The organism is Rudaeicoccus suwonensis, assembly GCF_007829035.1.
GTDB lineage: Bacteria > Actinomycetota > Actinomycetes > Actinomycetales > Dermatophilaceae > Rudaeicoccus > Rudaeicoccus suwonensis.
The window spans coordinates 1,332,222-1,356,789 of the sequence record NZ_VIVQ01000001.1 but is presented as its reverse complement, the minus strand read 5'-3'; the positions used below and the strand labels follow the sequence as shown (position 1 = coordinate 1,356,789).

Here is a 24,568-nt window from a genome sequence, read left to right as displayed (position 1 = left end):
AGGTTCCGCTGAATCACGCGACAACACCAACCTCCCCCAAGGATGGCAGCACATGCGCCCGTTCAAGAAGTTCTCCCCCGCGCGTCTGGCTCTCGTCAGCCTCACAACAATCGTGGTGACCGCCTTCGGAACGGCGGCCGCCTATGCCGACGCCGCAGGTGCACCCCCTGGCACGCCGACCGCAACGCAGAGCGCCGGGTCGCCATTCGTCGGCGCACTCTTCCCGCCAGGTTCCCCCGATCACGCGTGCACCGGCACGGTCATCTCCTCGCCCGCCGGTGACCTTGTCATGACCGCGGCGCACTGTGTCTCGGGCACCGTCGCCGGGTGGACCTTCGCGCCCGATTGGAGCCAGGGATCGACCCCGGAGGGAGTCTGGACGGTGACGGCGGCATACGCCCTGCGCGGGTGGCGCGACCACGGCAACACCCAGCAGGACGTGGCCATCCTCAAGGTCGCACCGCAGAAGATCAACGGCACGTGGCGGACCCTGCAGTCGGTCGCCGGGGCCGCAACCGTCGGCTGGGCCCCGAGGACCGGGCAGCAGATCGACGACATCGCCTACAACGACGGCGCCCAGACAGCCGTCAGCTGCACTGTGCCGACCTATTGGACCGCGGGTTATCCGTCGTTCAACTGCCACGGCTACGTCAACGGCAGCAGTGGCAGTCCGTGGCTGGTCTGGCACGGCAACAAGGAGTCGGTGGTCGGCGTCATCGGTGGACTGCACCAGGGTGGCTGTTATGAATACACGTCGTATTCGTCACGATTCAGCTGGGACGTGCAGCGCCTGATCCAGCGCGCCATCTGGTCGCGCAAAGGAGACGTGCTGCCCGTCGCCGGCAGCGACGGCTGCTGACCGCGCACCTGCCGACCGGACTCGCGTGACCGGACTTCCTGAAGACCGCATCGGGCGTTGTCCCTGCCGCACCCGCAGCCCGGGCGGGGACAGCGTCCGAACGCAGGTCACCCGGCGATCGGTATGACGGCCCGAGTGAGTGCCGGCGCCAGATCACCGCGGGGATTGACCTCGATCGCATCAAGATCCAGCCACTGCGCCAGTTCGCCGAGGGACTGCGCCAGCGCCGTCGCCGTGTGCCCGGGAGCGTGCGGCTCGGCATACGTGCCCTGGACCCGCAGCACACCGGCGTGCCGGTCGGCTTTCAGATCGACGCGGGCCACGATGCGATCGCCCAGCAGGAACGGCAGTACGTAGTAGCCGTGCACGCGTTTGGCCTCGGGGACGTAGATCTCGATGCGGTACTGGAAGTCGAACAGCGACTCGGTGCGGCGACGCTCCCAGACCACCGGGTCGAACGGACTCAGCAGCGCCTGGGCTTCGATCCGACGCGGCAGCGCGGCGTCGCGGTGCAGATAGGCCTGGTGTCGCCATCCCTCGACGGACACCGGCGTGAGTTCGCCGGAATCGACGAGTGACTGGATCGCCGGCTTGAGGTGCGGCTGGTGGACCTTGGACGTCTGCAGCCGGAAGTAGTCACGCAGGTCGAACTCGGTGGCGACGCCGTACGAGCGCGCCGCTCGTCGGATGAGCTCGGTGGTGGCATCCGCCACGCTCGGCACCGGCATCGCCAGCACATCGGGTGGGATCACCCGCTCGGGCAGGTCGTAGACGCGCTCGAAGGCCGTATTGCGTCGCGCGACCGAGAGCCTGCCCGCGAAGAACAGGTACTCCAAGGCCCCCTTGGTGGCCGACCAGTTCCAGCCCCAGTTGTTGCGTGTGCGGGGCAGCCCGTCGTCGAGATCACGTGCGGTCGCGGGTCCGTCCTCGGTGATCGTCGCCAACAGTGCTTCGGGCAAACCGGGCTGGTCCGGCAGGCCGACCCAGGCGTGGCCGCGCGCTGCGTAGTCGGCCATCCGGTGATACATCACCGGCCAGAGTTCGACCGGCATGTATGCCGCACAGTGCGCCCAGTACTCCACCAGCCGACGCGGCCGGCGCTGCGCCGCACGCTCGAGCAGAGCCACGTCATACGGCCCCATGCGCGACAGCAGGGGCATGAAGTGGGCACGCTGGAGCACGTTGACCGAATCGATCTGCAGCAGGCCGGTGCGGTCGACCGCACGCATGAGGGTCCGCATGGTCGGTCGATCATGGCGACGATCGCGAAAACCCTGTGCAGCCAACGCGATCCGGCGCGCTTGGGCAACGCTGAGCGAATCCGATGTCACGACGTGCAGCCTAGATGCCACCACCGACAGACGCGGCGCCGAGCGGATGAGCTGATCGGCCGGATGCGGTCGCTCAGATCAGGCCACGAGCACGTGGGAGTCGCGCACCCGCTGCCGCAGCTGCATCGCGACGGCTCCCGCCGCAGCGATGACCACGCCGACCACCGCGACGGAGACGAAACCACCGCGGAAGGTCCAGCTGTCGATGGCAGCCCCCGCGACGGGAGCACCCAGCGCCGAACCGGCCGTCATGAAGGAACCGTGCCAGCCCATCGCCTCACCGCGGGCGGCGGCCGGAACGACCTGACTCACCGCATCCACGGTGGCTGTGATCGTGGGCGCGCAGAACAGACCGGCGAGCAGCGACAGCGCGGCGAGCGACCAGATTCCGTCGGCGAACGCCATCGGCGCGGTCACCACCGCCAGGCCACCCAGCAGCAGGAACGGCTGTATCGGCCGCGACAGCGCGCCGTAGATCAGCCCGCCCAACAATGATCCGGCACCCCATGGCACCAGCACGATGCCCATCTCGTCGACGGCGTCGAAATGCCGCACGGCGGCCACGATGCCGACGTCGCTGCCCGCGAGCACGATGGTCGCGGCAGCCGCGGCGGCACAGATGGCCACGAAGGCGGGACGGAACCACGACGAGCGCGGCACCCGCTCCGCGGCGGCATCGGCCGCATCGGTGGAGGCGGACCGCAACGGTGGGTTCGCCCACCACAGCAGTGCGCCGACGACGACACCGACCATCTCGATGCCGAAAAGCACCCAGGCGGTGTCGATGAAGGTCGCCAGCCAGACCACGAGGATCGGGCCGATCATGAACGACAACTCGACGACCATGCCGTCCAACGACAGCGCGGTACGGCGATCGGGGTCCGGCACCGCGGCGATGACTCCCTGCCGGATGATGGAGAAGGTCGGAACGACGAAAAGGCCTGCGATCGTTGCGAGTACGAGCAACGCCCAGTAACCGACGAACGGCGCCACCGCCCAGCAGACGCCGCTGACGAGCAGGGACGGCAGGACCACCCGCCGCAGACCCATGCGATCGAGCAGGCGCCCCCGCCAGGGGCCGGAGATCGCGATGGCGATCGTCGCGCCGGCGGCGACGAGACCGGCATCGGCATACGAGCGGTGCAGTGCGCCGACGACGTGCAGAGTGAGAATCACGCCCGCGGAGAAGATCGGGATCCGCAGCAGGAAGCCCAGCAGCAGCACCCGGCGGGCGTCGGTGATGCTCAGGACACGCTGGTACGGCTGAATGGACATGCGGAAGTCACTCCCACGAAGGCGTCGGCGATGGCGGTGCCCTCAATACTTCCATATCGAAATAGTTGACGCCACTTCTTTTCCCGGCAGCCTCGCCGACTCATCCGCGTCGACTCATCCCGGCCGACTCATCCCGCGCCGGCGGCAGCCTCGATCGCAGCGATGTCGATCTTGCCCATCGTCATCATGGCGGCCATTGCACGTTGCGCCCGGCCGGCATCAGGGTCGCTCAGCAACTCCGGCAGGCGCGTCGGCACGACCTGCCACCAGAAGCCGAATCTGTCCCGACACCAACCACATTGGCTGGGCTGACCACCATCGGCGATCAGCTCTCCCCAGAGGCGGTCCGTCGCGTCCTGATTGTCAGTCGGGATCTGAAATGACACGGCTTCGTTGGGTGTGAACAGCGGGCCGCCGTTCAGCGCCAGAAAGTGCTGGCCCAGGATCGTGAACTCGACGGTGAGCACGCTGCCGGCCGGCAGCGGACCGCCCTCGCCGCACCGGCTGACCGATCCGATCGTCGCGCCCAGCACCCGTTGGTAGAACTGCGCCGCCTCCTCCGCCTGGTCGTCGAACCACAGGCAGGTCGTCAGGTGAGCCATGAGCCACATCCGTTCATCTCGGGCCGAGCATCCGGACGAGCACGACGCCGCGACCCGCAGCGGAGCCGGCCAGCCCCACAACTCCTGTTGCGGCATCGTCGCCCGCGCCATACTCGATGCCCGATCGTAGGCTCCCCTTCCTTTGACTCAGTCCAGAAAAGCTGATTGGTTGAAGAACGCCCTGCGCGATGCGCAGGAGTGACCGGATGCACATCCACACCTGAGGAGCACCGCGTATGACCGACTCATCCACCCCCTCGATCGAAACCGCGCCGTCGTCCGAGGCGAAGCTGGGTTCGACCACCGACACCGGCGCACCGGCGATCAGTGACCGCAACTCCCTGACGATCGGGGCCGATGGTCCGATCCTGTTGCACGACGTGCAGTTGATCAGTCAGATGGCGCACTTCAACCGCGAGCGCGTGCCGGAGCGCAATGTGCACGCCAAGGGATCGGGCGCTTTCGGTGTCTTCGAGACCACCCACGACGTCAGCAGGTACACCAAGGCGGCGCTGTTCCAGAAGGGCGTGTCGACCGACATGCTCGCGCGTTTCTCGACGGTCGCCGGTGAGCAGGGCTCCCCCGACACGTGGCGCGACCCGCGGGGCTTCTCGCTGAAGTTCTATACGACCGAGGGCAACTACGACCTCGTCGGCAACAACACCCCGATCTTCTTCGTGCGCGACACGATGAAGTTTCCGCACTTCATCCGCAGCCAGAAGCGCCGCGCCGCGACCGGCCTGCGGGACAACCACATGCAGTGGGATTTCTGGACGCTCAATCCCGAATCCGCCCATCAGGTCACCTATCTCATGGGCGACCGGGGCATCCCCAAGACGTTCCGTCACATGAACGGCTACGGCAGCCACACCTACCTGTGGATCAACGCCGACGGCGAAAAATTCTGGGTGAAGTACCACTTCCACAGCAACCAGGGCGTCGAGGGCCTCACCGGTGACGAGGCGACCCGGATCGCCGGGCAGGATGCCGACTACCACCGTCGCGACCTGAGCGACGCGATCGACGCCGGTGACTTCCCGAGTTGGACTCTGTCGGTGCAGGTCATGCCATATGACGACGCCAAGACCTACCCGATCAACCCGTTCGACCTGACCAAGGTGTGGCCGCACAGCGACTACCCGCTGATCGAGGTCGGGCAGATGACGCTCAACAAGAACCCCGACAACTTCTTCGCCCAGATCGAGCAGGCGGCCTTCGCTCCGTCGTCGATCGTGCCGGGCATCGGCTTCTCTCCCGACAAGATGCTGCTCGGTCGTGCCTTCGCCTATGCCGACACCCAGCGCTACCGCATCGGCCCGAACTACCTGCAGTTGCCGGTGAACAGGCCCCGAGTCAAGGACTACAACAGCTACGTGCAGGACGGCCCGATGGCCTACGACTTCGACGGCGAGGACCGCCCTGTCTACGCCCCGAACTCCGAGGGCCGCGGCTACTCCGACCAGGTCGGAGAGGTCGACGGGTCGTGGGAGACCGACGGTGAGATGGTGCGTGCGGCATACACCCCGCGCGAGAAGGACGACGACTTCACCCAGGCCGGGATGCTCGTGCGCGAGGTCTGGAACGACGAACAACGCGCGGCCTTCGTCGAGACCGTGGCCGGGCACCTGCTGGGCGATGTGAAGTCACCGGTGCTCGAGCGCGCCTTCGACTACTGGAAGAACGTCGACAGCACGACCGGCGATGCCATCGAGAAGGCCGTGCGGGCTGGTCAGAAGTCGCAGAACCCCGGCGGCGAGGCCGATGCCGCCAAGGAGGTCGAGGACCCGCTCGTCGAGACCGCCGGCCAGGCGGCCAAGTAAGAGATTGCGCGGGTAGGTGCACCGTATCCGCCATCGCCCTCCGTACGTCGCCGAATCGGCGACGTACGGGTGCCCGGGCTGCCCCGGCACAGCGAGTGCATGGTCGAGATGACGATTACTTCCCAGTATCGCGACCGCGACCGGAAGTAATCGTCTTTCCAACCACACCAGCGTTGCTAGCGTGGCGTATGTGGCGGGTGGGAGTCACTGCACCACGCGAGGGGTCCTCGTCGCCGCCGAATCGGCGACTTATGTGTGATCAGTGGGGCTAGTGCGTTTCGTGGTGCCGGTGAGGCGGAAAGATCAACCGAGTCGGCGACCTATGTCTGCCGCCTCGGTCCGCGCCACCCGTTCTCGCCACATCGGCGACTCGGACTATCGCAGTTTCGGTGTTTCTGGTCCGTGACACGCCCACTGCTGTGGGCGGGATCGGAGTAGGCACGCATGACACTGCAGGACCTGGACCAGGTTGTCGACCACGATCCGGTCGGCGACGCGTGGGTTGTGGCACCGGAGCGGATGAGTGTCGATGATCGGCGGGATCAGCGCGGCGAACTGGTCCCAGATCGGGTCAATGAGCCAAGATGGGACCGCGGGCACGGTGCATCCTGATGATCAGCGTTTTTCTCACAAATCACACTGGTAACAGACACCGTGCCCGCCCCACGGCAACGCCACGCCGAGCACCTACCCGCGCGATCTCTAACCCGCAGCGATTTATGCGGGCCGGACCCCCCACCACGGAGGTCCGGCCCGTTCTGTATGACGATGCGTCGTCGCGTCGTCATACGTGCTCGGACCCTGCGACAGTGGGCACATGGACTCGATCTACCACCTCGCTGAGCCCGAACACTGGTCGCGCGCACAGCAGTCCGGCGTTTACGAGCAGTCGACCCGAGGCGTGCCGCTCGCTGACGCGGAGTTCATCCATGCCTCCAGTGAGGCGCAGTGGCCGCTGACCCGACAGCGCTTCTACGCCGACGTCGAGACCGACCTGTTCCTGTTGGTCATCGACCCCGACCGGCTGTCGGCACCCGTGGTGTGGGAGGTCGGCGATCCGGTCACCGGCGAGCGATTCCCGCACATCTACGGACCGGTCGAGATGTCCGCAGTGGTCGAGGTGCACACCGTGCCTCCGCCGCACGGCACCGGCGGCGCGAGCACCGACTGACCGCTTGACGGCGGACGTCGGTGATGGCGATATCGTCGGTTGCGTGGCACAACACTTTGACGTCGTAGTCCTCGGTGCAGGCCCCGGTGGGTATGTCGCGGCGATCCGCGCCAGCCAGCTCGGCCTCAAGACCGCCGTGATCGAGAAGAAGTACTGGGGAGGTGTCTGCCTCAACGTCGGGTGCATCCCGTCGAAGGCACTGCTGCGCAACGCCGAACTCGCGCACATCCTCACCCACGAGAAGGACAAGTTCGGCATCTCCGGCGACGCGACGATGGACTTCGGCGTCACCCACAAACGCAGTCGTCAGGTCAGCGCCGGCATCGTCAAAGGCGTGCACTTCCTGATGAAGAAGAACAAGATCACCGAGATCGACGGGTGGGGCACGCTGCGCGACGGCCACACCATCGACGTCGAACTCAACGACGGTGGCTCCGAGCAGGTCACCTGCGACAACCTGATCATCGCCACCGGTGCGACCACGCGGCTGATCCCGGGCACCACGTTGTCCGAGCGGGTCGTGACCTACGAGGAGCAGATCCTCGACAGCAACCTGCCAGGCTCGATCATCATCGCCGGCTCCGGCGCCATCGGCGTCGAATTCGCTTACGTGCTGCGCAATTTCGGCGTCGACGTCACGATCGTGGAGTTCCTCGACCGGATGGTGCCCACCGAGGATGCCGATGTGTCCAAGGAGTTGCTGAAGCACTACAAGAAGCTCGGCGTCAACGTCCTGCTGTCGACCAAGGTCGAGTCCATCGACGACTCCGGCGACAAGGTGAAGGTCACCGTTTCCCCCGCCGCGGGTGGCGAGAGCCGCGTCATCGAGGCCGACAAGGTGCTGCAGGCGATCGGCTTCGCGCCCCGCGTCGACGGCTACGGCTTGGAGAGCACCGGCATACAGCTCACCGACCGCGGAGCCATCGCGATCGACGGCCGCGGACGCACCACGGTCGACGGCGTCTACGCGATCGGTGACGTCACGGGCAAGCTCATGCTCGCGCACACCGCCGAGGCGATGGGCATCGTCGCAGCCGAGACGATCGCCGGCACCGAGACGATGGAGATCAACTACGACATGATCCCGCGGGCGACCTACTGTCAGCCGCAGATCGCGTCCTTCGGTTACACCGAGCAGCAGGCCAAGGACAAGGGCTACGACGTCAAGGTCGCGCAGTTCCCCTACTCGGCCAACGGCAAGGCGCAGGGCCTGGGCGAGGCGGTCGGCTTCGTGAAGGTCGTCGCGGATGCCGCGCACAACGAGATCATCGGAGCCCACCTCATCGGCCCGGACGTCACCGAGATGCTGCCGGTGCTGACGCTGGCCCAGCAGTGGGATCTCACCGCGGACGAGGTGTCGCGCAACATCTTCGCCCACCCCACGCTCGGCGAGGCGGTCAAGGAAGCCGTGCACGGCATCGCCGGGCACATGATCAACTTCTGACCCAGCAGGTTCGGACGTCCCCGAGGCGCCGGTCGGTCGCGCTCGCGGCCCGGCCGGCGCCTCGCGCGTTGGGGGGGTGGATCCGAAGCGTCGGCTCCGATGAACTGATTGCAGCGTTTTGCCACCTCGACACCGTTGAGTGCGGGAAGGTGGCGCATGACCACTTCGGAGCAACCGCGCATCGCCGGGATCGAGTCCCGCTCCATCGACTACGTGCCACTGAACGAACGCCACGGCAAGTTGTGGCATCTCGGACCGCTCTGGTTCATGTCGAATGCCCAGATCGCCACTCTTGCAGTCGGATTGATCAGCATCAGTGAGGGCGCCTCGCTGTTCTGGTCGGTCGTCTCCATCGTGCTCGGCACCGCCGTCGGCACGTTGTTCATGGCCTTCCACTCCGCCCAGGGCCCTCAGCTGGGGTTGCCGCAGATGATCCAGTCGCGGCCGCAGTTCGGGTATGTCGGAGCGCTGCTGGTGTGGCTGTTCGCCTACGTGCAGTACGCCGGATTCAACGTCTTCAACACCATCCTCGCGGCCGAATCCGTGCACTCCACCGTGCACGCTCCGACCAAGATGTGGATCGTCGTCGTCACGATCGTGGCCTTCGTCATCGCACTCATCGGCTACGACATCATCCACCGCGCCGAGCAGGTGCTGACCTACCTGATGATCGTCATCTTCGGCCTGTTCACGATCGCGTTGTTCTTCCTGCACTACCCGGCCGGCACCTTCGACGTGGGCACCTTCCAGGCGACCCCCTTCCTCGGCCAGTTCGGCGTCGTCGCGGGCTACCAGATCAGCTGGGCGATCTACGTGTCGGACTACTCGCGCTACCTGCCGCCGGGCGTCACCGTGCGCAAGACGTTCCTGTGGACCTACTTCGGCTCCGCCATCGGCGGCGGCTGGATGATGGTGGTCGGCAGTGTGCTGGCCGCGTGGGCCGGCAAGAACTTCAGCGGCACCGGCATCCCGGAGATCAAGGCCGCCGGCGACCACCTGTTCCACGGTTACGGCTCGATCGTGCTGGGGCTGGCTGCCTTTGGCCTGATCTCGGTCACCGCGCTCAACATGTATGGCGGATCCCTCACCCTGATCAGCGCGATGGACTCCTTCCGCAAGGTCGTGCCCAGCACCGGAGTGCGCATCGTGACCGTCGGGATCACCGCGTTGCTCTCGCTCGTGGGCGCACTGACTGCCACGAACGACTTCCTGAGTCGGTTCAACCAGTTCCTGTTGCTGGTGCTCTATCTGTTCATCCCGTGGACCGCGGTCAACCTCGTCGACTACTACCTGGTGCGCCGGGGTCACTACGCCATCGCCGAGATCTTCAAGCCGAACGGCATCTACACCCGGTGGGGCTGGCGCGGAATCGTCGCCTATCTGGTCGGATTCGGCGCGATGGTGCCCTTCTTCTCGGTGTCCGGAATGTTCACCGGCTGGATCGCCCACGCGATGGACGGGGCCGACATCTCGTTCTTCATCGGCCTACCCGTCGCCGGAATCCTGTATTGGGCGTTGTGCCGCAATCTCGACATCGATGCCGAGGTGCGCCTGGCGCAGCAGGAGCAGGCCGAACTCGACCCCGGCGCACAGGAGGCTCGATGGAGCAGATGACCCGATGATCGATGTCCCGATGATCGACGTCGCCGGCCTGGGTGCTGACATCCGGGCCGGCCGCGCGTCGAGCGTTGCCGCGGTCGCAGCGGCATACGACCGCTTGGACTCCCTCGACCCGCGGATCAACGCGATCACCGACCGGTATGACGATGCGGCGCTCGCAGCAGCCCGAGCCGTCGATGATGCGGTGGCATCCGGCGTCGAGTTGGGTCCTTTGGCAGGAGTGCCGATCACCGTCAAGGATCACGTCTGGCTGGCCGGCACCCGGTCGACCAACGGGTCACGGGCTCTGGCGGATTTCGTGCCCGAGCGCAGCGCGGTCTGTGTGCAACGGCTGCTGGATGCCGGGGCGGTGGTGATCGCCAAGACCAACAACCCGGAGTTCTGCTATCGCGGCACGACCTCCAACGAGGTCTTCGGCATGACGACCAATCCGCATGACGTGAGCCGCACCGCGGGAGGCTCCAGCGGTGGCGCGGCCGCGACCGTGGCGTCCGGTGTTGTCGGGCTGGCCGTCGGCACCGACGGCGGTGGCAGCATCCGGATCCCGTCCGCCTTCTGCGGCACCTACGGCCTCAAACCGACGTACGGCGCCATCCCCACCCGGCCCGGATTCCGCGGCTGGCCCTCGTTGTCGGTGCACGGACCGATCGCCGGCTCGCTACGGGGTCTGCAGATCGCCCTGGCAGTCATGGCCGGGGCGACCAACGGTGATCCGGCAGCCGGAGCTCATCTGGCGACCACCGATCGAAAACCGTTGCGGGAGCTACGGATCGGCGCTTCTCTCGACCTCGGTTTCGCAGCAGTCGACGACTCCGTCGCGGAGCGTTTCGAGCAGGTGCTGCACGACCTTCGGGCAGCCGGTCTGCACATCAACTCCGTGGCTGCGACGTTGCCGGACCCGTGCCCGATCTGGGACTCGATCGCGCTGCCGGAGGGGCACGCCTCCGAAGGGCCGCTGTTGGAGCGTTCCCCACAGCTCGTCGGTGACGACGCGAAGGCGATCATCGCGGCCGGCGCCGTCGACTCCCGCACCTATCTGGACGCCCAGGAGCGTCGCGGCGAGTTCGCCACCCAGTGGCTACGGTTGCTCGACAACGTCGACCTGCTGCTGACACCGACGATGCCGCTGACCGCCTTCGACGCCAACCTGCTCGGTCCGACCAGCCTCGGCGGACGACCGGTGAGCGCGTCCTTCGACGCCTGGTGTGCACTTGCGTTGCCGGCGAATCTGGCTGGTACACCCGCGCTTTCGATTCCGGTAGGCACCGACGAGGACGGCCTGCCGATAGGTCTGCAGATCCAGGCGCGTCGCGGAGCTGATCACACCCTGCTGCATACGGCGACCAGCGTGCAGGACCTGATCGGCCGGTGAGTCGCACCACCCAGCGGCATACATGACGGACACTTGAGTCATGCAGTTGCTGCTCCTGCTCACCGGCAACGGCCACCACTGGGTGGACCGCCACATCCTGGATCCCGGGCGGCTGCCGCTGCTGCTGTCGCTGTTCGCCTTCATCATGACGTTTCTGGTCACGCGCACCATCACCCGGCTGATCCGCGCGGGGAAGGGACCCTTCCACGACCGCGTGTCCCCCGACGGCGTGCACGTGCACCACGCAGTGCCAGGTCTGGTGGTGCTGCTGGTCGGTGCCTTCAGCGCGCTGGCATGTCACGACACCCACCCCTGGATCGACATCGCCGGTCTGCTGGTCGGCATCGGCGCCTCGCTGTTGCTGGACGAATTCGCGCTGATCCTGCACCTGCGCGATGTCTACTGGAGCGGTGAAGGACGCGTGTCGGTCGAACTCGTCGCACTTGCCGCGGCCTGCCTGGCATTGTTGACCATCGGGCTCCAGCCGTTCCACTTCCCCACCGACCACGACCCGCAACACCGGTGGATACACCTCCTGCTTCTGGCTGGTCTGCCGGTCCATGTGCTGGCCGAGATCGTGGTGGTCGCCAAGGGCAAGTACCACGTCGCGCTCATCGGTGCCTTCGCCGGACCGGTCGCCTTCTTCGCTGCGCTCACCCTGGCTCGGCCGCAGTCATGGTGGGCACGGCGATACGGGCCCGAGCGGCTCGCGCGAGCTGAGGCACGATCGTTGCGTTGGGATGCCAAGTGGGGCCGGCTGACTGCGAACATCGCCGACTTCGTCGCCGGCAGCCACTCCACCAGCGACCCTGGACCGGGTCGGTAGAGTCGGCCATCATGACCTCCACGCCACAGCGCATCGCTTATGTGCTCGGTGGTGGCGGAGTTCTCGGCGCCACCCAAATCGGTGCACTGCGCGCACTCGTCGAAGCGAAGGTGCGGCCCGACCTTGTGCTCGGCACCAGCATCGGCGCGATCAACGGGGCGTTCATCGCCGCCGATCCGACCGCTTCGGGTGTCGCCGCCCTCGCTGATCTGTGGACCTCCTTCGGCAGCGGACGGGGAATGCTCGAGTCAGGTGCGCGATCCGGAGGCGGCCGGCGCTGGCGCCCGAGTCACCTGCGCACGAGCCTGTACTCCCCCGGACCGGTCCTGCGCGTCTTGCGCGCCCAACTGCCGGTCACCGACTTCGACGAGTTGACGGTGCCGTTTCAATGCGTCGCGGCGAATGTCGAGCGCGCCGTGGCGCACTGGTTCGACAGCGGCCCACTCGCGGAGGCGGTGATGGCCTCGTGCTCGGTTCCGGGGCTGTTCCCACCGATGCGCATCGGCGACGAGAGCTTCCTGGACGGTGGCCTGGTGCATTCGATCCCGGTCGGGCGTGCTGTGGCACTCGGGGCCACCGACATCTATGTGCTGCAGGTGGGCCGTGTGGAGCAGCCGTTGTCACCGCCGCGCTGGCCCTGGCAGGTGGGCCAGGTGACCTTCGAGATCGCCCGCCGCCACCGGTACATGGAGGAGATCGCCTCGGTGCCAGGCGACGTGCGACTGCACGTGATCCCGACCGGTACCGACGACGCGCCGATGGTGTCGCTGCTGCATCTGAAGCAGTCGTTCGTGCGTGACCGCATCGAGTCGGCATACAACGCGGCATGCGTCTATCTCGACGCGCAGCGATCCGACGACGACCGATGAGTATGCCGGTGCCGCCTCGCATCGTGCGGCGCGTGCTGTTGCACCCGATCCAGATGATCGTCGGCATGGTCCTGTTGGTCGTGCTACTGGTGGCGTCGCTGGTGACGTCGCTGCTCGAACTGCCCACTGCGCGAAAGCGACTCACGCGGGTCCTGCTGACGATGGCCACGGTGATCGGCGTGGATCTGTCGGTGGTCGCGGGCGCCTGGTGGCTGTGGCTGCGCGCCGCGGTGCGGGATCGGTCACGCCCTGGTGGCTCCGAGGGCTGGCGCTCCGACCATGTGGCGCTGCTCGGCCGTGCCCTCAGTCGCGCGGTCGCCTGCACCGAGCGAATCCTGCGGCTGCGGCTGAATGTCGACATCGACGACGCCGTACAAACGCACACCGGGCCGCTGCTGGTGCTGACCCGCCACGGTGGTGTCGGCGACTCACCCCTGGTGGCAATGCTCATCACAACACGACTGCACCGGGCGCCACGAGTGGTGCTCAAACGCTGGCTGCAGTGGGATGCCGCGATCGATCTGGTGCTCGGGCGGCTGGGCGCCTACTTCCTACCCTCGCACCGGATGTCCCAGGATCGTCGGGAGGCCGAACTCGCAGCATTCGCACGGGGAATCAACCGTGACGATGACGCCGTGCTGCTGTTTCCAGAGGGTCGAAACTGGACGCCGGACCGGTGGAAGGACGCGGTCGCGGACGCCGACGGCGACGAGGCCACGTGGATGCGCACGCACCCCACCGTGCTGCCGCCGCACGCCGGCGGCGCGTCACTCTTCCTGCAGGAGAGCCCCGACCTGCAGGTCGTCATCGCGGCGCATCGTGGTCTTGAGCTGTTGAACTCCGTCAGCACGGTGTGGCGCGGCATACCGCTGACCGAGCCGGTCCAGATCAGGCTGCGCACCAGCAACGCGCCGACCGACCACGATGCTCTCGAGCAGTGGTTGCGGGTGCGGTGGGCCGCGATCGACCGATGGACCCGCGCCGGCTCGGACGAGTCGACCGGCGAACCGGTGGGCGAGGTCAGGCGACGGTGATCGCGAAGGAGAGTCCGTCGATGCGGGCACGCGTCTCACCGTCGGTGGCGATGCGCTCGCCGATCCGTTGAGCCACTGACTGCAGCTCCGGCTGGGTCAGACCCTCGACAACCGCCAGCACAACCCGCAACTCCCCCGGTGTGCCGCCTGCCTCGCAACTGACCCGCGCGACGGCGGGCTCATCGTGCACAGCGGCCGAAATCGCCTGCTGCACATGAGGATCGACGTGGGCCGGTTGCCACTGGGAACGTTGCGCCAGAGCCCACACCATACTGGGCCGCAGCACCAGCGGACGGTCACCGGCTGCATCGAGCACCATGACATCGCACCGCTCCGAGATGGCCGCCTGCGCGGCGCGATCGGCCTGAACCGGCGACGGGCGCGCTTCGGGGTTCCACTGCGCGAGGGCCGCAACGCTGGTGAACACCGGCAGTGCACGCTCGCCGGTCGGGGAGGTCAGCGTCACAACAGCCATGTCGGTGGACTTCTCGACCGCGACACCTGAGGTGTCGTCGACATCGGTGGCTGCCGCCACGATCGGCACCAACAGCCGTGCGGTTGCGATCACCCGCATGAGCGCGGGTTCGTCGGATCGGTCATCGAGCGCGGCCACCAGTGCAGGGTCGGCGGCGCCGTCGTCGCCGTCGAAACCAGTGCTGGTCAGCGACCGACCGTTGAAGGGTTGTCCTGCCGAGTCGGTGCTCACGGCCGGCCCGCAACATCGAGCGCATCGGGCAGCGCGAACGCGCCCTTGTAGAGCGCCGAGCCGATGATCGCGCCCTCGACCCCTGCCGGGACCAGAGAGCGCAGAGCGGTCAGATCGGCGAGTGTCGAGATGCCGCCGGAAGCAACGACCGGGCGGTCGGTGCGCTCGCAGACCTGTTGCAGCAGAGCGATGTTCGGGCCTTGCAGCATGCCGTCCTTGGCGACGTCGGTCACGACATACCGGGCACAGCCCTCGCTGTCGAGACGCGCGAGCGTCTCCCACAGGTCGCCACCCTCACGGGTCCAGCCGCGCGCCGCCAGGGTCGTGCCGCGCACGTCGAGTCCGACAGCGATGCGGTCGCCGTGCTGCGCGATCGCCCGTGCGGTCCATTCCGGGTTTTCCAGCGCCGCGGTGCCGAGGTTGACCCGCCGGCAACCGGCGGTCAATGCTGCGGTCAGCGACTCCTCGTCACGGATCCCGCCGGACAACTCGACCTGCAGGTCGAGCCGCCGCACGATGCTCGCCAGCAGCTCACGGTTGCTGCCGCGACCGAAAGCCGCGTCGAGATCGACCAGATGCAACCACTCCGCACCGGCGTCCTGCCAGGCGAGGGCGGCCTCGAACGGGTCGCCGAACTGGCCACCGGTCCCGGCGACGCCCTGGACGAGTTGCACCGCCTGCCCGCCGGCAACGTCAACCGCGGGAAGCAGCTGAAGACGTGGGGCACTGATGTCGGTCATCGAATCTCCTTTACTCACAAGACTTCTCGGGCCCGGGCGCGTCAGAGCGCAGCCAGCCAGTTGCGCAGCAGCTGCGCTCCGGCGTCACCGGACTTCTCCGGATGGAACTGGGTGCCGGCAAGTGGGCCGGCCTCGATCGCGGCGATGAACGGCTCGCCGTGCACGGCCCAGGTCACCATGTGGTCGGCACCGGCTTCACGGGACACCGGGGCTTCGGTCGCGGCATACGAGTGGACGAAGTAGAACCGTTGGTCGGCGATGCCCTCCAGCAGCACCGACCCCGCGGCACCGCGCACCCCGGACCAACCCATGTGCGGCACGACCGGCGCATCAAGCCGACGCACGACGCCGCTGAACAACCCCAGCCCTGGTGGCGCCGGGCTGATCGTGGTCGGCTCGGTGGATCCTTCGAAAAGAACCTGGAAACCGACGCACACACCCAGCACCGGCCGACCGAGGGCCAGCCGCTGCGCGATGATCGCATCACCGCCGGCACCGACGAGCCCCGACATACAGGCGTGAAATGCTCCGACACCAGGCACATAGAGCCCGTCCGCCTCGACCGCCGCAGTGTGATCGGCAGTGAGCTCGACCTGCGCGCCCACGCGCTGCAGCATCCGCACGACGGAGCGGACATTGCCGCTGCCGTAATCCAGCACGACCACCCGGCGGGTCACAGTTGCTCCATCTCGGTGCGAATCTCGTTGTCTTCACTGGTGACTCGGGCAAACCTCCGCACCGCCTTGCGGTCCGGCTCGACCAGAGTCGCGTCCTGTGCCTGCTGCGCGAGGCGCCCGAACAGCAGCTCACCACCGGGCAGCGCCAGCGCTGCCATCAGATCGCTGAGCACATCGAGTGCGGCCGCACCGCGATCGGCCAGAATCTCACGCACCTGGCCCGCCGCACCCGGCACCACCCCGGCCGCCGTCGTCAGATCGCCGGGCCGCGCCACCGGCAACGACGGCACCTTGGTCACCCCGCGGCCGGGCATCCACACCAGCCACCGTGGCAGCGCCCGCCAGCCGCGAGGATGCACCACAACCACCGCGCGCTTGTCGATCTCGAAGAATCCCAACGCATTTCGCAGCCGACCGGGCACAGGCCGGTTGGCCATCACGGTCAATGTCGCGTCGTATGGCGCAACCGCCTGCGCGTCTCCCCCGGGCACCACGGCCGTCCAGCCTGCCAACGGCACGACGTATGACGGCACCAGGCCCTGGCGCACCCACGACGTCGTCGTCCTGGCGTCGCCGTGCACCAGCACGACCCCACGGCGCTCAGCGCTCGCGGACGGCATGGGCTTACAGCGCTCCCTTGGCGCTGGGTACACCGACGACACGTGGATCGATCGCGACCGCTGCGCGCACCGCGCGGGCGACCGCTTTGAACTGCGCCTCGACGATGTGGTGCGGATCGCGACCTGACAGCACCCGCACGTGCAGCGCGATGGCCGCGTGGAAGGCGAAGCTCTCGAGCACATGCCGCGTCAGCGCACCTGTGTAGTCGCCGCCGATGATCGCGTAGACCTGGCCGTCCGGTTCACCCTCGTGCACGCAGTAAGGACGACCGGCGACGTCGACGACAGCGTGGACGAGCGCCTCGTCCAGCGGCACGCTCGCGTCGCCGAAGCGAGAGATGCCCGACTTGTCGCCGAGCGCCTGCCGCAGCGCCTGGCCGAGCACGATGGCGGTGTCCTCGACCGTGTGGTGGGCGTCGACGTCGAGATCACCGGTCGCCGTGATGCGCAGGTCGATCAGGCTGTGCCGGGCGAAGCTGTCGAGCATGTGGTCGTAGAAGCGCACGCCGGTGGAGATCTCGCTGACACCGGTTCCGTCGAGGTCGAGCCACAGGTCGACCTGGCTCTCCTTGGTCGCACGCTGCAGGTGTGCGGTGCGGTGTTCGGTCATGCTGATTCTCCTTCGGTGACGACACGCAGCGCGTCCAGGACGGCGGCGTTCTCCGCGGGTGTGCCGGCAGTGATCCGCAGGTGGTGCCGGATCCCGACATCGCGCACCAGCACGCCCCGGTCGAGGAGAGCCTGCCACGACGCGCGTTCGTCAGCGAATCCGCCCACCAGCACGAAGTTCGCATCGCTGGGCACCGGGACCAGGCCGAGCGCCATACAGCCCGACACCAACTCGTCGCGGGTCTGCTTGACGGCTTCGACCGTGGCGAGCATGAGGTCTGCGTGGTCGAGGGCCGCGCAGGCGATCGCCTGGGTGACACTCGAGAGGTGGTAGGGCAGTCGCACCAGCCGCATGAGATCGGTGAACTCGGTGTCGGCAGCGAGGTATCCGAGACGTACACCGGCGAATGCGAACGCCTTCGACATCGTGCGGGTGACGACCAGGCGAGGGCGACCCGGCAGCAGCGAGACCGCGCTCGGCGTGCCGGGCCGGGCGAACTCGGCATACGCCTCGTCCACCACCACGACACTGTGTGGCGCTGCCTCGTAGACCCGCTCAACCACCGACAGGTCCAAGGAAGTGCCGGTCGGATTGTTGGGTGAGCACAGGAAGACGACGTCCGGATCGTGCCGCTGCACCTGCTCGACCGCCAGGTCGGCATCGACATCGAAGCGGCCCGGGTCACGGCCGCGCAGACCATCCACCCAGGTCGTGCCGATGCCCTCGCTGATGATCGGGTGCATCGAATACGACGGTGTGAAACCGAGTGCCACGCGGCCCGGGCCACCGAATGCCTGCACGACGTGCTGCAGCACCTCGTTCGAACCATTGCCCGCCCACACCTGCTCGGCGCTGACCGGGCATCCCGTCGTGCGGTGCACGTATGCCGCGAGTCGCTCTCGTAACCGGACGAATTCGCGATCCGGATAGCGATTCAGGTGCGCGGCCTCGGCCGTTACCGCTGCGCTGATCGCGTCGACGACCTCCGGTGGCACGTCATAGGACGACTCGTTGGTGTTGAGTGCGACCGGCACGGCCAACTGCGGCGCGCCGTATGGCGTCCGTCCCTGCAGATCAGGGCGGATCAGGCCGGCGAGCTCGCTCACTGCGCCGTCGGGAATCGTGCGGTGACCGCCTCGCCGTGAGCCGGCAGATCCTCCGCGTTGGCGAGGGTCACGACGACATCCGCCACATCGGCGAGCGCGTCACGGGAGTAGTCGACGACGTGGATGCCACGCAGAAAGGACTGCACCGAAAGCCCGCTGCTGTGGCAGGCGCAGCCACCGGTGGGCAGCACGTGATTGGAGCCGGCCGCATAATCGCCCAAGCTCACCGGCGCATAGTCGCCGACGAAGATCGCACCGGCATTGCGGATCCGGGCCGCGACGGCAGACGCATCGCGGGTCTGAATCTCAAGGTGCTCGGCGCCGTAGGCGTCGACCACGCGGATGCCCTCGTCGAGCCCGTCGACCAGCACGATCCCCGACTGGCGGCCACCGAGGGCTGTATTGACCCGCACGGTGTGCTTCGTCAGCGCCGAGCGGCGCTCCAACGCCGCGACCACGCGATCGGCCAGGTCGGTGCTGTCGGTGACCAGCACCGACGCTGCAAGATCGTCGTGTTCGGCCTGCGAGATGAGGTCTGCCGCAACAAGTTCGGCGTCGGCGCTGTCGTCGGCGAGGATCGCGATCTCGGTCGGGCCGGCTTCCGCGTCGATGCCGATGAGCCCCTTGAGCAGGCGCTTGGCGGCAGCCACGTAGATGTTGCCAGGGCCGGTGACCAGCGTCACCGGCTCGCAGACGACGGTGCCGTCGGCGTCGGCTGCGCCATACGCGAACATCGCGATCGCCTGCGCGCCTCCGGCTGCGAAGACCTCGTCGACGCCGAGCAGCGCGCACGCCGCGAGGATCGTCGGGTGCGGGTAGCCGGCGAACACGCCGGTGTTGGTGGCCTGCGGCGGACTGGTCACCGCGAGCGACCCGACACCGGCCACCTGCGCCGGGACGACGTTCATCACGACGCTGCTGGGGTAGACCGCGACACCACCGGGCACGTAGAGGCCGACGCGGTCCACCGGCACCCATCGCTCGGTGACGGTGCCCCCCGGCACGACCTGAGTGGTGGTGTCGATCCGGCGCTGGTCCTCGTGCACCGTGCGGGCGCGGCGGATGGATTCCTCCAGCGCCGCGCGCACAGCCGGATCGAGCTGGTCCAGTGCAGCTGCAATGACCGCCGCCGGCACCCGCAGACTGGTCGGCCGCACCCGGTCGAACTTCTCCCCCAGCTCCAGCAAGGCTTCGACGCCGCCATGATGAACCTGCTCGCAGATCGGCCGCACGGTCGCCAAGGCGGCTTCGACGTCGAACTCGGCACGGGGCAGGGTGGTGCGCAGGGCGCGCGCGTCCAGGCTGGACAGTGCGGCACCACGCAGATCGAGGCGAGAAATCACGTCACCGAGTTTAGGCAAGTCCGCTACAGCGGCGCCGGGACGTCCGTTCGTCGGGCACCAGAGGTGCACCGCCCGCCGGCAACGTTGCTGCCGTGGGCGCAGACCTGAACCGGCTGCGAGCCGGACGCGCCTCGGTGAGCGGGTCAGCAGCGGGTGGGCTCGTGCTCGAGGTCGTCCTCGGGGTCGGTTCCGTAGAACCTGCGCTCGACGACCTGCCGGGCCCGGCGGGCCACCCGCAGATACTGCTGGGCCAAGTCGTGACCGGACCCGACCGGGCCCCCGAGGATCCGCGCGATGCCGTCGGCGTCGGTCATCCTGCTCGGCAACGAGTCCACCGGCCGTCCTCGCCACAGCACCGACGCGTTACGCAATCGTGTTGCCAGACACCATGATTCGCGCAACGCAGTTGCCTCTTCTGCATCGAGCAAGCCATGTTCGGCCAGCACTCGCAAGGGCGTCATCGTGCCCGGGTGGCGTAGCCCGGGGATCTCGTGAGCGTGTTGCATCTGCAGCATCTGCACCGTCCACTCGACATCGGACAGGCCGCCCCGGCCCAGCTTGAAGTGGGTGCGCACATCCCCGCCGCGCGGAATACGTTCGGCCTCCATACGGGCCTTGAGCAGGCGCATCGACCGCACCGCCTGCTCGGAGATGCCGCCCTCCGGCCACCGCAGCGGGTCGATCAGGTCGGTGAACGCTGTGCCGAGCGCCTCGTCGCCGGCCACCGGGGTGGCGCGAAGCAACGCCTGCGCCTCCCAGCCCTCCGACCAGCGCTCGTAATAGCCCGCGTAGGACGCGAGCGTCCGCACGAGCGGTCCTGCCTTGCCCTCCGGTCGCAGATCGGCGTCGACACCGAGGGCGGGATCGGGACCGCTCGCCATCAGCCCGGACCGCAGGAAGGCCACCACCTGTTCGGCGTGCGACTGCGCCTGCTGCGCGTCCGCGCCGGGCAGCGGATCATGCACGAACATCACGTCGGCATCGCTGGAATACCCCAGCTCGCGCCCGCCGAGACGGCCCATGCCGATGATGGCGATCCGCGTCGACAGCTGCGTGCCGACGTCATTCTCGACATGCCGGATCGCGACATCCAGGGCGCCCTGCAGCGTGGCGCAGGTCAGGTCGGTCAGCGCGAGCTCGAGATCGTCAAGCTCCAGCGTCTGCGTCAGGTCCGCGACCGCGATGCGGATGAGCTCGGAGCGACGCGCGGAGCGTATGGCGAGCAGTGCCGCTTCATCATCGCCCTGTCTGGTGATGGCCGCGCTCATCGTGGTCAACAGCTGGGCTCGGGTGAGCGGCACGCGCGCGTCCTTGCTGCCGAAGACCGCGACTGCCGACGGGGCGCGCTCGAGCATCTGCCCGACATACCGACCGCTGGCCAGCACCTTGGCGAGGATCTCGGCGGCACGTCCCTCGTCGCGCAGCATCTTCAGGAACCACGGCGTCGAGCCCAGTTCGTCGCTGAGCCGGCGGAAGGACAGCAGCCCCAGGTCGGGATCGACCTCTTCGGCGAACCACTGCAGCATCACCGGCAGCAGCGTCCGCTGGATCGCGGCGCGCCGGCTGACTCCCGTGGTGAGCGCCTCGATGTGCCGCATCGCTCCTGGAGCATCCCGGAAACCCAGCGCCGCGAATCTGTCCTGGGCGCTGGCGGTCGACAGCTTCGCGTCGTCGGTCGACAAGCGGGCAACGGCCGACAGCAGCGGGCGATAGAAGATGCGCTCGTGCAGCCGCCGGACGTCCCTGGCCTGGTCGCGCCACATCGTCACCACGGCCTCGGCGGGGTTGACCCGCAAGCCCATCGAACGGCCCAACGCCCGCAGGTCGGCCTCGCTCGTCGGCATCAGGTGGGTGCGGCGCATCCGCGACAACTGGATGCGGTGTTCGAGCACACGCAACCGCCGGTAGGCCTCGTCCAACTCGTGCGCGTCGACGCGCCCGATGTAGCCGCCACGCGACAACGCCTCGATGGCCGCGAGCGTCGAGCGGTGCCGCAGGCGGTCGTCGGTGCGCCCATGCACCAGTTGCAGCAGTTGCATGCTGAACTCGATGTCGCGCAGCCCGCCCGGCCCCAGCTTCAGCTGACGGTCCGCCTCCGCCGCCGGCACATGCTGTTCGACCCGCCGGCGCATGGCCTGCACGTCCTCGACGAAGTTCTCGCGGTGGGCCGCGCGCCATACCTGTGGCATCACGGCGTCGAGATAGTCCTGCCCGATCTGCTCATCCCCCGCGATCGGGCGGGCCTTGAGCAGCGCCTGGAACTCCCACGTCTTGGCCCAGCGCTCGTAATACATGCGGTGCGAGTCGACGGTCCGCACCAGCGGGCCCTGCTTGCCCTCCGGCCGCAGCGCCGGGTCGACCTGCCACAGGTTGCCCTCGCCCGTCGACACCGAGCAGGCGCGCATCACCTCGGTCGCGAGCGCAGTGCCGACCGTGAGCGCGTTCTCCTCCACCTCGCCGTCGGCCGGCTCGGCCACGAAGATCACGTCGACGTCGCTGATGTAGTTGAGTTCGCGACCGCCGCACTTGCCCATGCCGATGACCGTGAGTCGGCAGGCGTCGGAGTCGGCGACCGTATGCCGCGCCACCTCCAGCGCCGCCGCGACCGCTGCGCCGGCCAGATCTGCCAGCGCCTCGGCGATGACCGGCAGTTGCTCGATGGCGTCGCTGGTGACGTCGACGGCGGCGATCTGGATCAGCTGCCGTCGGTAGGCCACGCGCAGCGCGTCATACGCCTCGGTGCCGGTGAGTTCGCCGACGGCACCGCGCAGCGCGGCATACAACTCCTCCCGGGTGGCGACCCGGGAGGCCACGACGTCGCGCCACTGCTCGGGATGTCGCACCAGATGGTCGGTCAGCGCCGACGAGGCGCCCAGCAGCTGCACGAGTCGGCACCGCCCGGTGTCGTCGTCGGTCAGCAGCTGCTCGGCAACCTCTCGCTCGTCGGCCGGTAGGGCTTCGCGCAGACGCACGAGTCCGAGCAGCGCACCGTCGGGTGAGGCTGCCTTCGACAGCGCCCCGACGAACTCGTCCGGCGCCTGCAATTCGTCCAGCAGTTGTATGGCGCGGTCGGGGTCGGCGAATCCCGCACGGACGAACGACGTGCGGCGGGACGCGCTGGCAGCCGGGCTCACAACCGGGTCAGGTAGTGGTCCAGTTCGAACTGGGTGACCTGGTCGCGGTAGCCCGCCCATTCGGCGCGCTTGTTGCGCAGGAAGAAGTCGAAGACGTGTTCGCCGAGGGTCTCGGCTACGAGTTCGCTGCGCTCCATCAGATGGACGGCGTGGTCGAGCGAGGCCGGCAGCGGCTCGATGCCCATGGCGCGGCGCTCGCGGTCGGTGAGATTCCAGACGTCGTCCTCGGCCTCGGGCGGCAATTCGTAGCCCTCGTCGATGCCCTTCATCCCTGCGGCGAGCACGACGGCGTAGGCAAGGTAGGGGTTGGCGGAGGCGTCGATGGAGCGGATCTCGATGCGGGTGCTCTGGCCCTTGGTCGGCTTGTACATCGGCACGCGGATCATCGCGCTGCGGTTGTTGTGCCCCCAGCACACATGAGCCGGTGCCTCGGCGCCGCTCCAGATCCGCTTGTAGGAGTTGACCCACTGGTTGGTCACTGCACTGATCTCGCCTGCGTGGTGCAGGATCCCGGCGATGAACGCCTTTGCCGTCGTTGACAATTGGTATGGCGCGCCGGCTTCGTAGAACGCATTGCGGTCGCCTTCGAACAACGACAGGTGGGTGTGCATGCCCGACCCTGGCGCGTCGGCCAGCGGCTTGGGCATGAAGGAAGCGAAGATGCCCTGCTCGAGCGCGACCTCCTTGATGACAGTGCGGAAGGTCATGATGTTGTCGGCCGTCGACAGGGCATCGGCATATCGCAGGTCGATCTCGTTCTGGCCGGGGCCGGCCTCGTGGTGGGAGAACTCGACCGAGATGCCCATCTGCTCCAGCATCGAGATGGCCGAGCGTCGGAAGTCGTGACCGGTGCCATGCGGCACGTGGTCGAAGAAGCCGGCGGTGTCGACGGGCGTCGGCGGCTGCCCGGGCGCGAGGGTTTTTTCGAAGAGATAGAACTCGATCTCGGGGTGGGTGTAGAACGTGAGCCCTTTGTCGCTGGCCTGCGCCAGTGCCCGCTTGAGCACGTGCCGCGGGTCGGCCAGGCTCGCGGATCCGTCCGGCAGCTGTATGTCGGCGAACATCCTTGCGGTGCCGGGGTTTTCACCGCGCCAGGGCAACACCTGGAAGCTGTCGGCGTCGGGAAGCACCAGCATGTCCGCCTCGAAGACCCGGGCCAGGCCTTCGATGGAGCTGCCGTCGAAGCCGATGCCCTCGGCGAAGGCCCCCTCCAATTCGGCCGGTGCGACGGCGACCGACTTCAAGGTGCCGAGCACGTCGGTGAACCAGAGCCGGATGAAACGGATGTCGCGCTCTTCGATGGTGCGGAGGACATACTCCTGCTGACGGTCCATGGGCCGATCCTGCCTTACCGGAGCAGACCACGCATCAGCCGGGACGCACGATGCGCCCCGGAGCCATGAGCTCCG

22 protein-coding genes and 1 pseudogene are annotated in these 24,568 nt (G+C 67.7%); 10 read left to right on the top strand and 13 right to left on the bottom strand.

Annotated elements, in window-relative coordinates; genetic code table 11:
* Positions 1-52 precede the first annotated feature (52 nt).
* Positions 53-859, top strand: a complete 807-nt coding sequence (locus tag BKA23_RS06250) for a trypsin-like serine peptidase (protein ID WP_145226495.1) — start codon at positions 53-55, stop codon at positions 857-859.
* Positions 860-966: 107 nt separating this feature from the next.
* Here the strand turns inward: BKA23_RS06250 and BKA23_RS06245 are convergent, their stop codons facing one another.
* The 3 genes from BKA23_RS06245 to BKA23_RS06235 all read right to left on the bottom strand — a co-directional run bounded on the left by BKA23_RS06245 (position 967) and on the right by BKA23_RS06235 (position 4,067).
* Entirely contained in the window at positions 967-2,190 is a 1,224-nt protein-coding gene (locus tag BKA23_RS06245) for a winged helix-turn-helix domain-containing protein (protein WP_246104484.1), read from the bottom strand.
* Between the two features lie 78 nt (positions 2,191-2,268).
* Positions 2,269-3,465 (bottom strand): MFS transporter, encoded by a 1,197-nt coding sequence (locus BKA23_RS06240; protein ID WP_145226493.1) that lies wholly within the window; start codon positions 3,463-3,465, stop codon positions 2,269-2,271.
* A gap of 128 nt (positions 3,466-3,593) precedes the next feature.
* On the bottom strand, positions 3,594-4,067 hold the full coding sequence (locus BKA23_RS06235; RefSeq protein ID WP_145226491.1) for a VOC family protein: 474 nt from the start codon (positions 4,065-4,067) through the stop codon (positions 3,594-3,596).
* On the opposite strand from BKA23_RS06235, the gene BKA23_RS18115 reads away from it, so the two are divergent.
* On the top strand, positions 4,066-4,197 hold the full coding sequence (locus BKA23_RS18115) for a hypothetical protein (protein ID WP_281287535.1): 132 nt from the start codon (positions 4,066-4,068) through the stop codon (positions 4,195-4,197). The genes BKA23_RS06235 and BKA23_RS18115 overlap by 2 nt on opposite strands.
* A 106-nt stretch (positions 4,198-4,303) precedes the next feature.
* A complete protein-coding gene (locus tag BKA23_RS06230; protein ID WP_145226489.1) occupies positions 4,304-5,887 on the top strand; it encodes a catalase in 1,584 nt (527 codons plus the stop codon).
* A 399-nt stretch (positions 5,888-6,286) separates the two neighbouring features.
* On the opposite strand, the pseudogene BKA23_RS06225 reads toward BKA23_RS06230, so the two are convergent.
* Positions 6,287-6,487, bottom strand: a pseudogene (locus BKA23_RS06225) (IS5/IS1182 family transposase); the annotation flags it as partial.
* A 217-nt stretch (positions 6,488-6,704) separates the two neighbouring features.
* Between BKA23_RS06225 and BKA23_RS06220 the strand changes: the two are divergent.
* The 7 genes from BKA23_RS06220 to BKA23_RS06190 all read left to right on the top strand — a co-directional run bounded on the left by BKA23_RS06220 (position 6,705) and on the right by BKA23_RS06190 (position 14,223).
* The gene (locus BKA23_RS06220) at positions 6,705-7,058 is read left to right on the top strand and encodes a DUF952 domain-containing protein (RefSeq protein ID WP_145226487.1); all 354 of its coding nucleotides are present in this window, start codon (positions 6,705-6,707) and stop codon (positions 7,056-7,058) included.
* A 43-nt stretch (positions 7,059-7,101) separates the two neighbouring features.
* Positions 7,102-8,502: a dihydrolipoyl dehydrogenase gene (lpdA, locus tag BKA23_RS06215; protein WP_145226485.1), complete on the top strand. Its 1,401-nt coding sequence runs from the start codon at positions 7,102-7,104 to the stop codon at positions 8,500-8,502.
* A 156-nt stretch (positions 8,503-8,658) separates the two neighbouring features.
* On the top strand, positions 8,659-10,116 hold the full coding sequence (locus tag BKA23_RS06210; protein ID WP_211841605.1) for a purine-cytosine permease family protein: 1,458 nt from the start codon (positions 8,659-8,661) through the stop codon (positions 10,114-10,116).
* Positions 10,117-10,120: 4 nt separating this feature from the next.
* A complete protein-coding gene (locus tag BKA23_RS06205) occupies positions 10,121-11,494 on the top strand; it encodes an amidase (RefSeq protein WP_170226392.1) in 1,374 nt (457 codons plus the stop codon).
* Positions 11,495-11,534: 40 nt separating this feature from the next.
* On the top strand, positions 11,535-12,320 hold the full coding sequence (locus BKA23_RS06200; RefSeq protein ID WP_211841604.1) for a hypothetical protein: 786 nt from the start codon (positions 11,535-11,537) through the stop codon (positions 12,318-12,320).
* A gap of 11 nt (positions 12,321-12,331) precedes the next feature.
* Positions 12,332-13,189: a patatin-like phospholipase family protein gene (locus BKA23_RS06195; protein WP_145226481.1), complete on the top strand. Its 858-nt coding sequence runs from the start codon at positions 12,332-12,334 to the stop codon at positions 13,187-13,189.
* Positions 13,190-13,197: 8 nt separating this feature from the next.
* Positions 13,198-14,223, top strand: a complete 1,026-nt coding sequence (locus tag BKA23_RS06190; RefSeq protein ID WP_211841603.1) for a 1-acyl-sn-glycerol-3-phosphate acyltransferase — start codon at positions 13,198-13,200, stop codon at positions 14,221-14,223.
* Here the strand turns inward: BKA23_RS06190 and BKA23_RS06185 are convergent.
* The 9 genes from BKA23_RS06185 to BKA23_RS06145 form a co-directional block, all read right to left on the bottom strand.
* Positions 14,210-14,929 (bottom strand): SseB family protein, encoded by a 720-nt coding sequence (locus tag BKA23_RS06185; RefSeq protein WP_145226478.1) that lies wholly within the window; start codon positions 14,927-14,929, stop codon positions 14,210-14,212. The genes BKA23_RS06190 and BKA23_RS06185 overlap by 14 nt on opposite strands.
* Positions 14,926-15,669: a bifunctional 1-(5-phosphoribosyl)-5-((5-phosphoribosylamino)methylideneamino)imidazole-4-carboxamide isomerase/phosphoribosylanthranilate isomerase PriA gene (gene priA / locus BKA23_RS06180; RefSeq protein ID WP_145226476.1), complete on the bottom strand. Its 744-nt coding sequence runs from the start codon at positions 15,667-15,669 to the stop codon at positions 14,926-14,928. Before priA ends, BKA23_RS06185 begins: the two co-directional genes overlap by 4 nt.
* Before the next feature lie 41 nt (positions 15,670-15,710).
* Positions 15,711-16,346, bottom strand: coding sequence for an imidazole glycerol phosphate synthase subunit HisH (gene hisH / locus BKA23_RS06175; RefSeq protein WP_145226473.1), 636 nt, complete (start codon positions 16,344-16,346; stop codon positions 15,711-15,713).
* Complete coding sequence (locus tag BKA23_RS06170) at positions 16,343-16,966, bottom strand: hypothetical protein (protein ID WP_145226471.1); 624 nt, start codon at positions 16,964-16,966, stop codon at positions 16,343-16,345. The genes hisH and BKA23_RS06170 overlap by 4 nt, the downstream gene beginning before the upstream one ends.
* A 4-nt stretch (positions 16,967-16,970) precedes the next feature.
* On the bottom strand, positions 16,971-17,576 hold the full coding sequence (gene hisB / locus BKA23_RS06165) for an imidazoleglycerol-phosphate dehydratase HisB (protein WP_145226469.1): 606 nt from the start codon (positions 17,574-17,576) through the stop codon (positions 16,971-16,973).
* Positions 17,573-18,682: a histidinol-phosphate transaminase gene (locus tag BKA23_RS06160; RefSeq protein ID WP_145226467.1), complete on the bottom strand. Its 1,110-nt coding sequence runs from the start codon at positions 18,680-18,682 to the stop codon at positions 17,573-17,575. Before BKA23_RS06160 ends, hisB begins: the two co-directional genes overlap by 4 nt.
* Complete coding sequence (gene hisD / locus BKA23_RS06155; protein ID WP_145226465.1) at positions 18,679-20,025, bottom strand: histidinol dehydrogenase; 1,347 nt, start codon at positions 20,023-20,025, stop codon at positions 18,679-18,681. Before hisD ends, BKA23_RS06160 begins: the two co-directional genes overlap by 4 nt.
* A gap of 143 nt (positions 20,026-20,168) precedes the next feature.
* Positions 20,169-23,159 carry a bifunctional [glutamine synthetase] adenylyltransferase/[glutamine synthetase]-adenylyl-L-tyrosine phosphorylase gene (locus BKA23_RS06150; RefSeq protein WP_246104483.1) on the bottom strand — a complete coding sequence of 997 codons (2,991 nt, stop codon included), beginning with the start codon at positions 23,157-23,159 and terminating at the stop codon, positions 20,169-20,171.
* Positions 23,156-24,493, bottom strand: coding sequence for a glutamine synthetase family protein (locus tag BKA23_RS06145; protein ID WP_145226461.1), 1,338 nt, complete (start codon positions 24,491-24,493; stop codon positions 23,156-23,158). The genes BKA23_RS06150 and BKA23_RS06145 overlap by 4 nt, the downstream gene beginning before the upstream one ends.
* Positions 24,494-24,568: the final 75 nt, after the last annotated feature.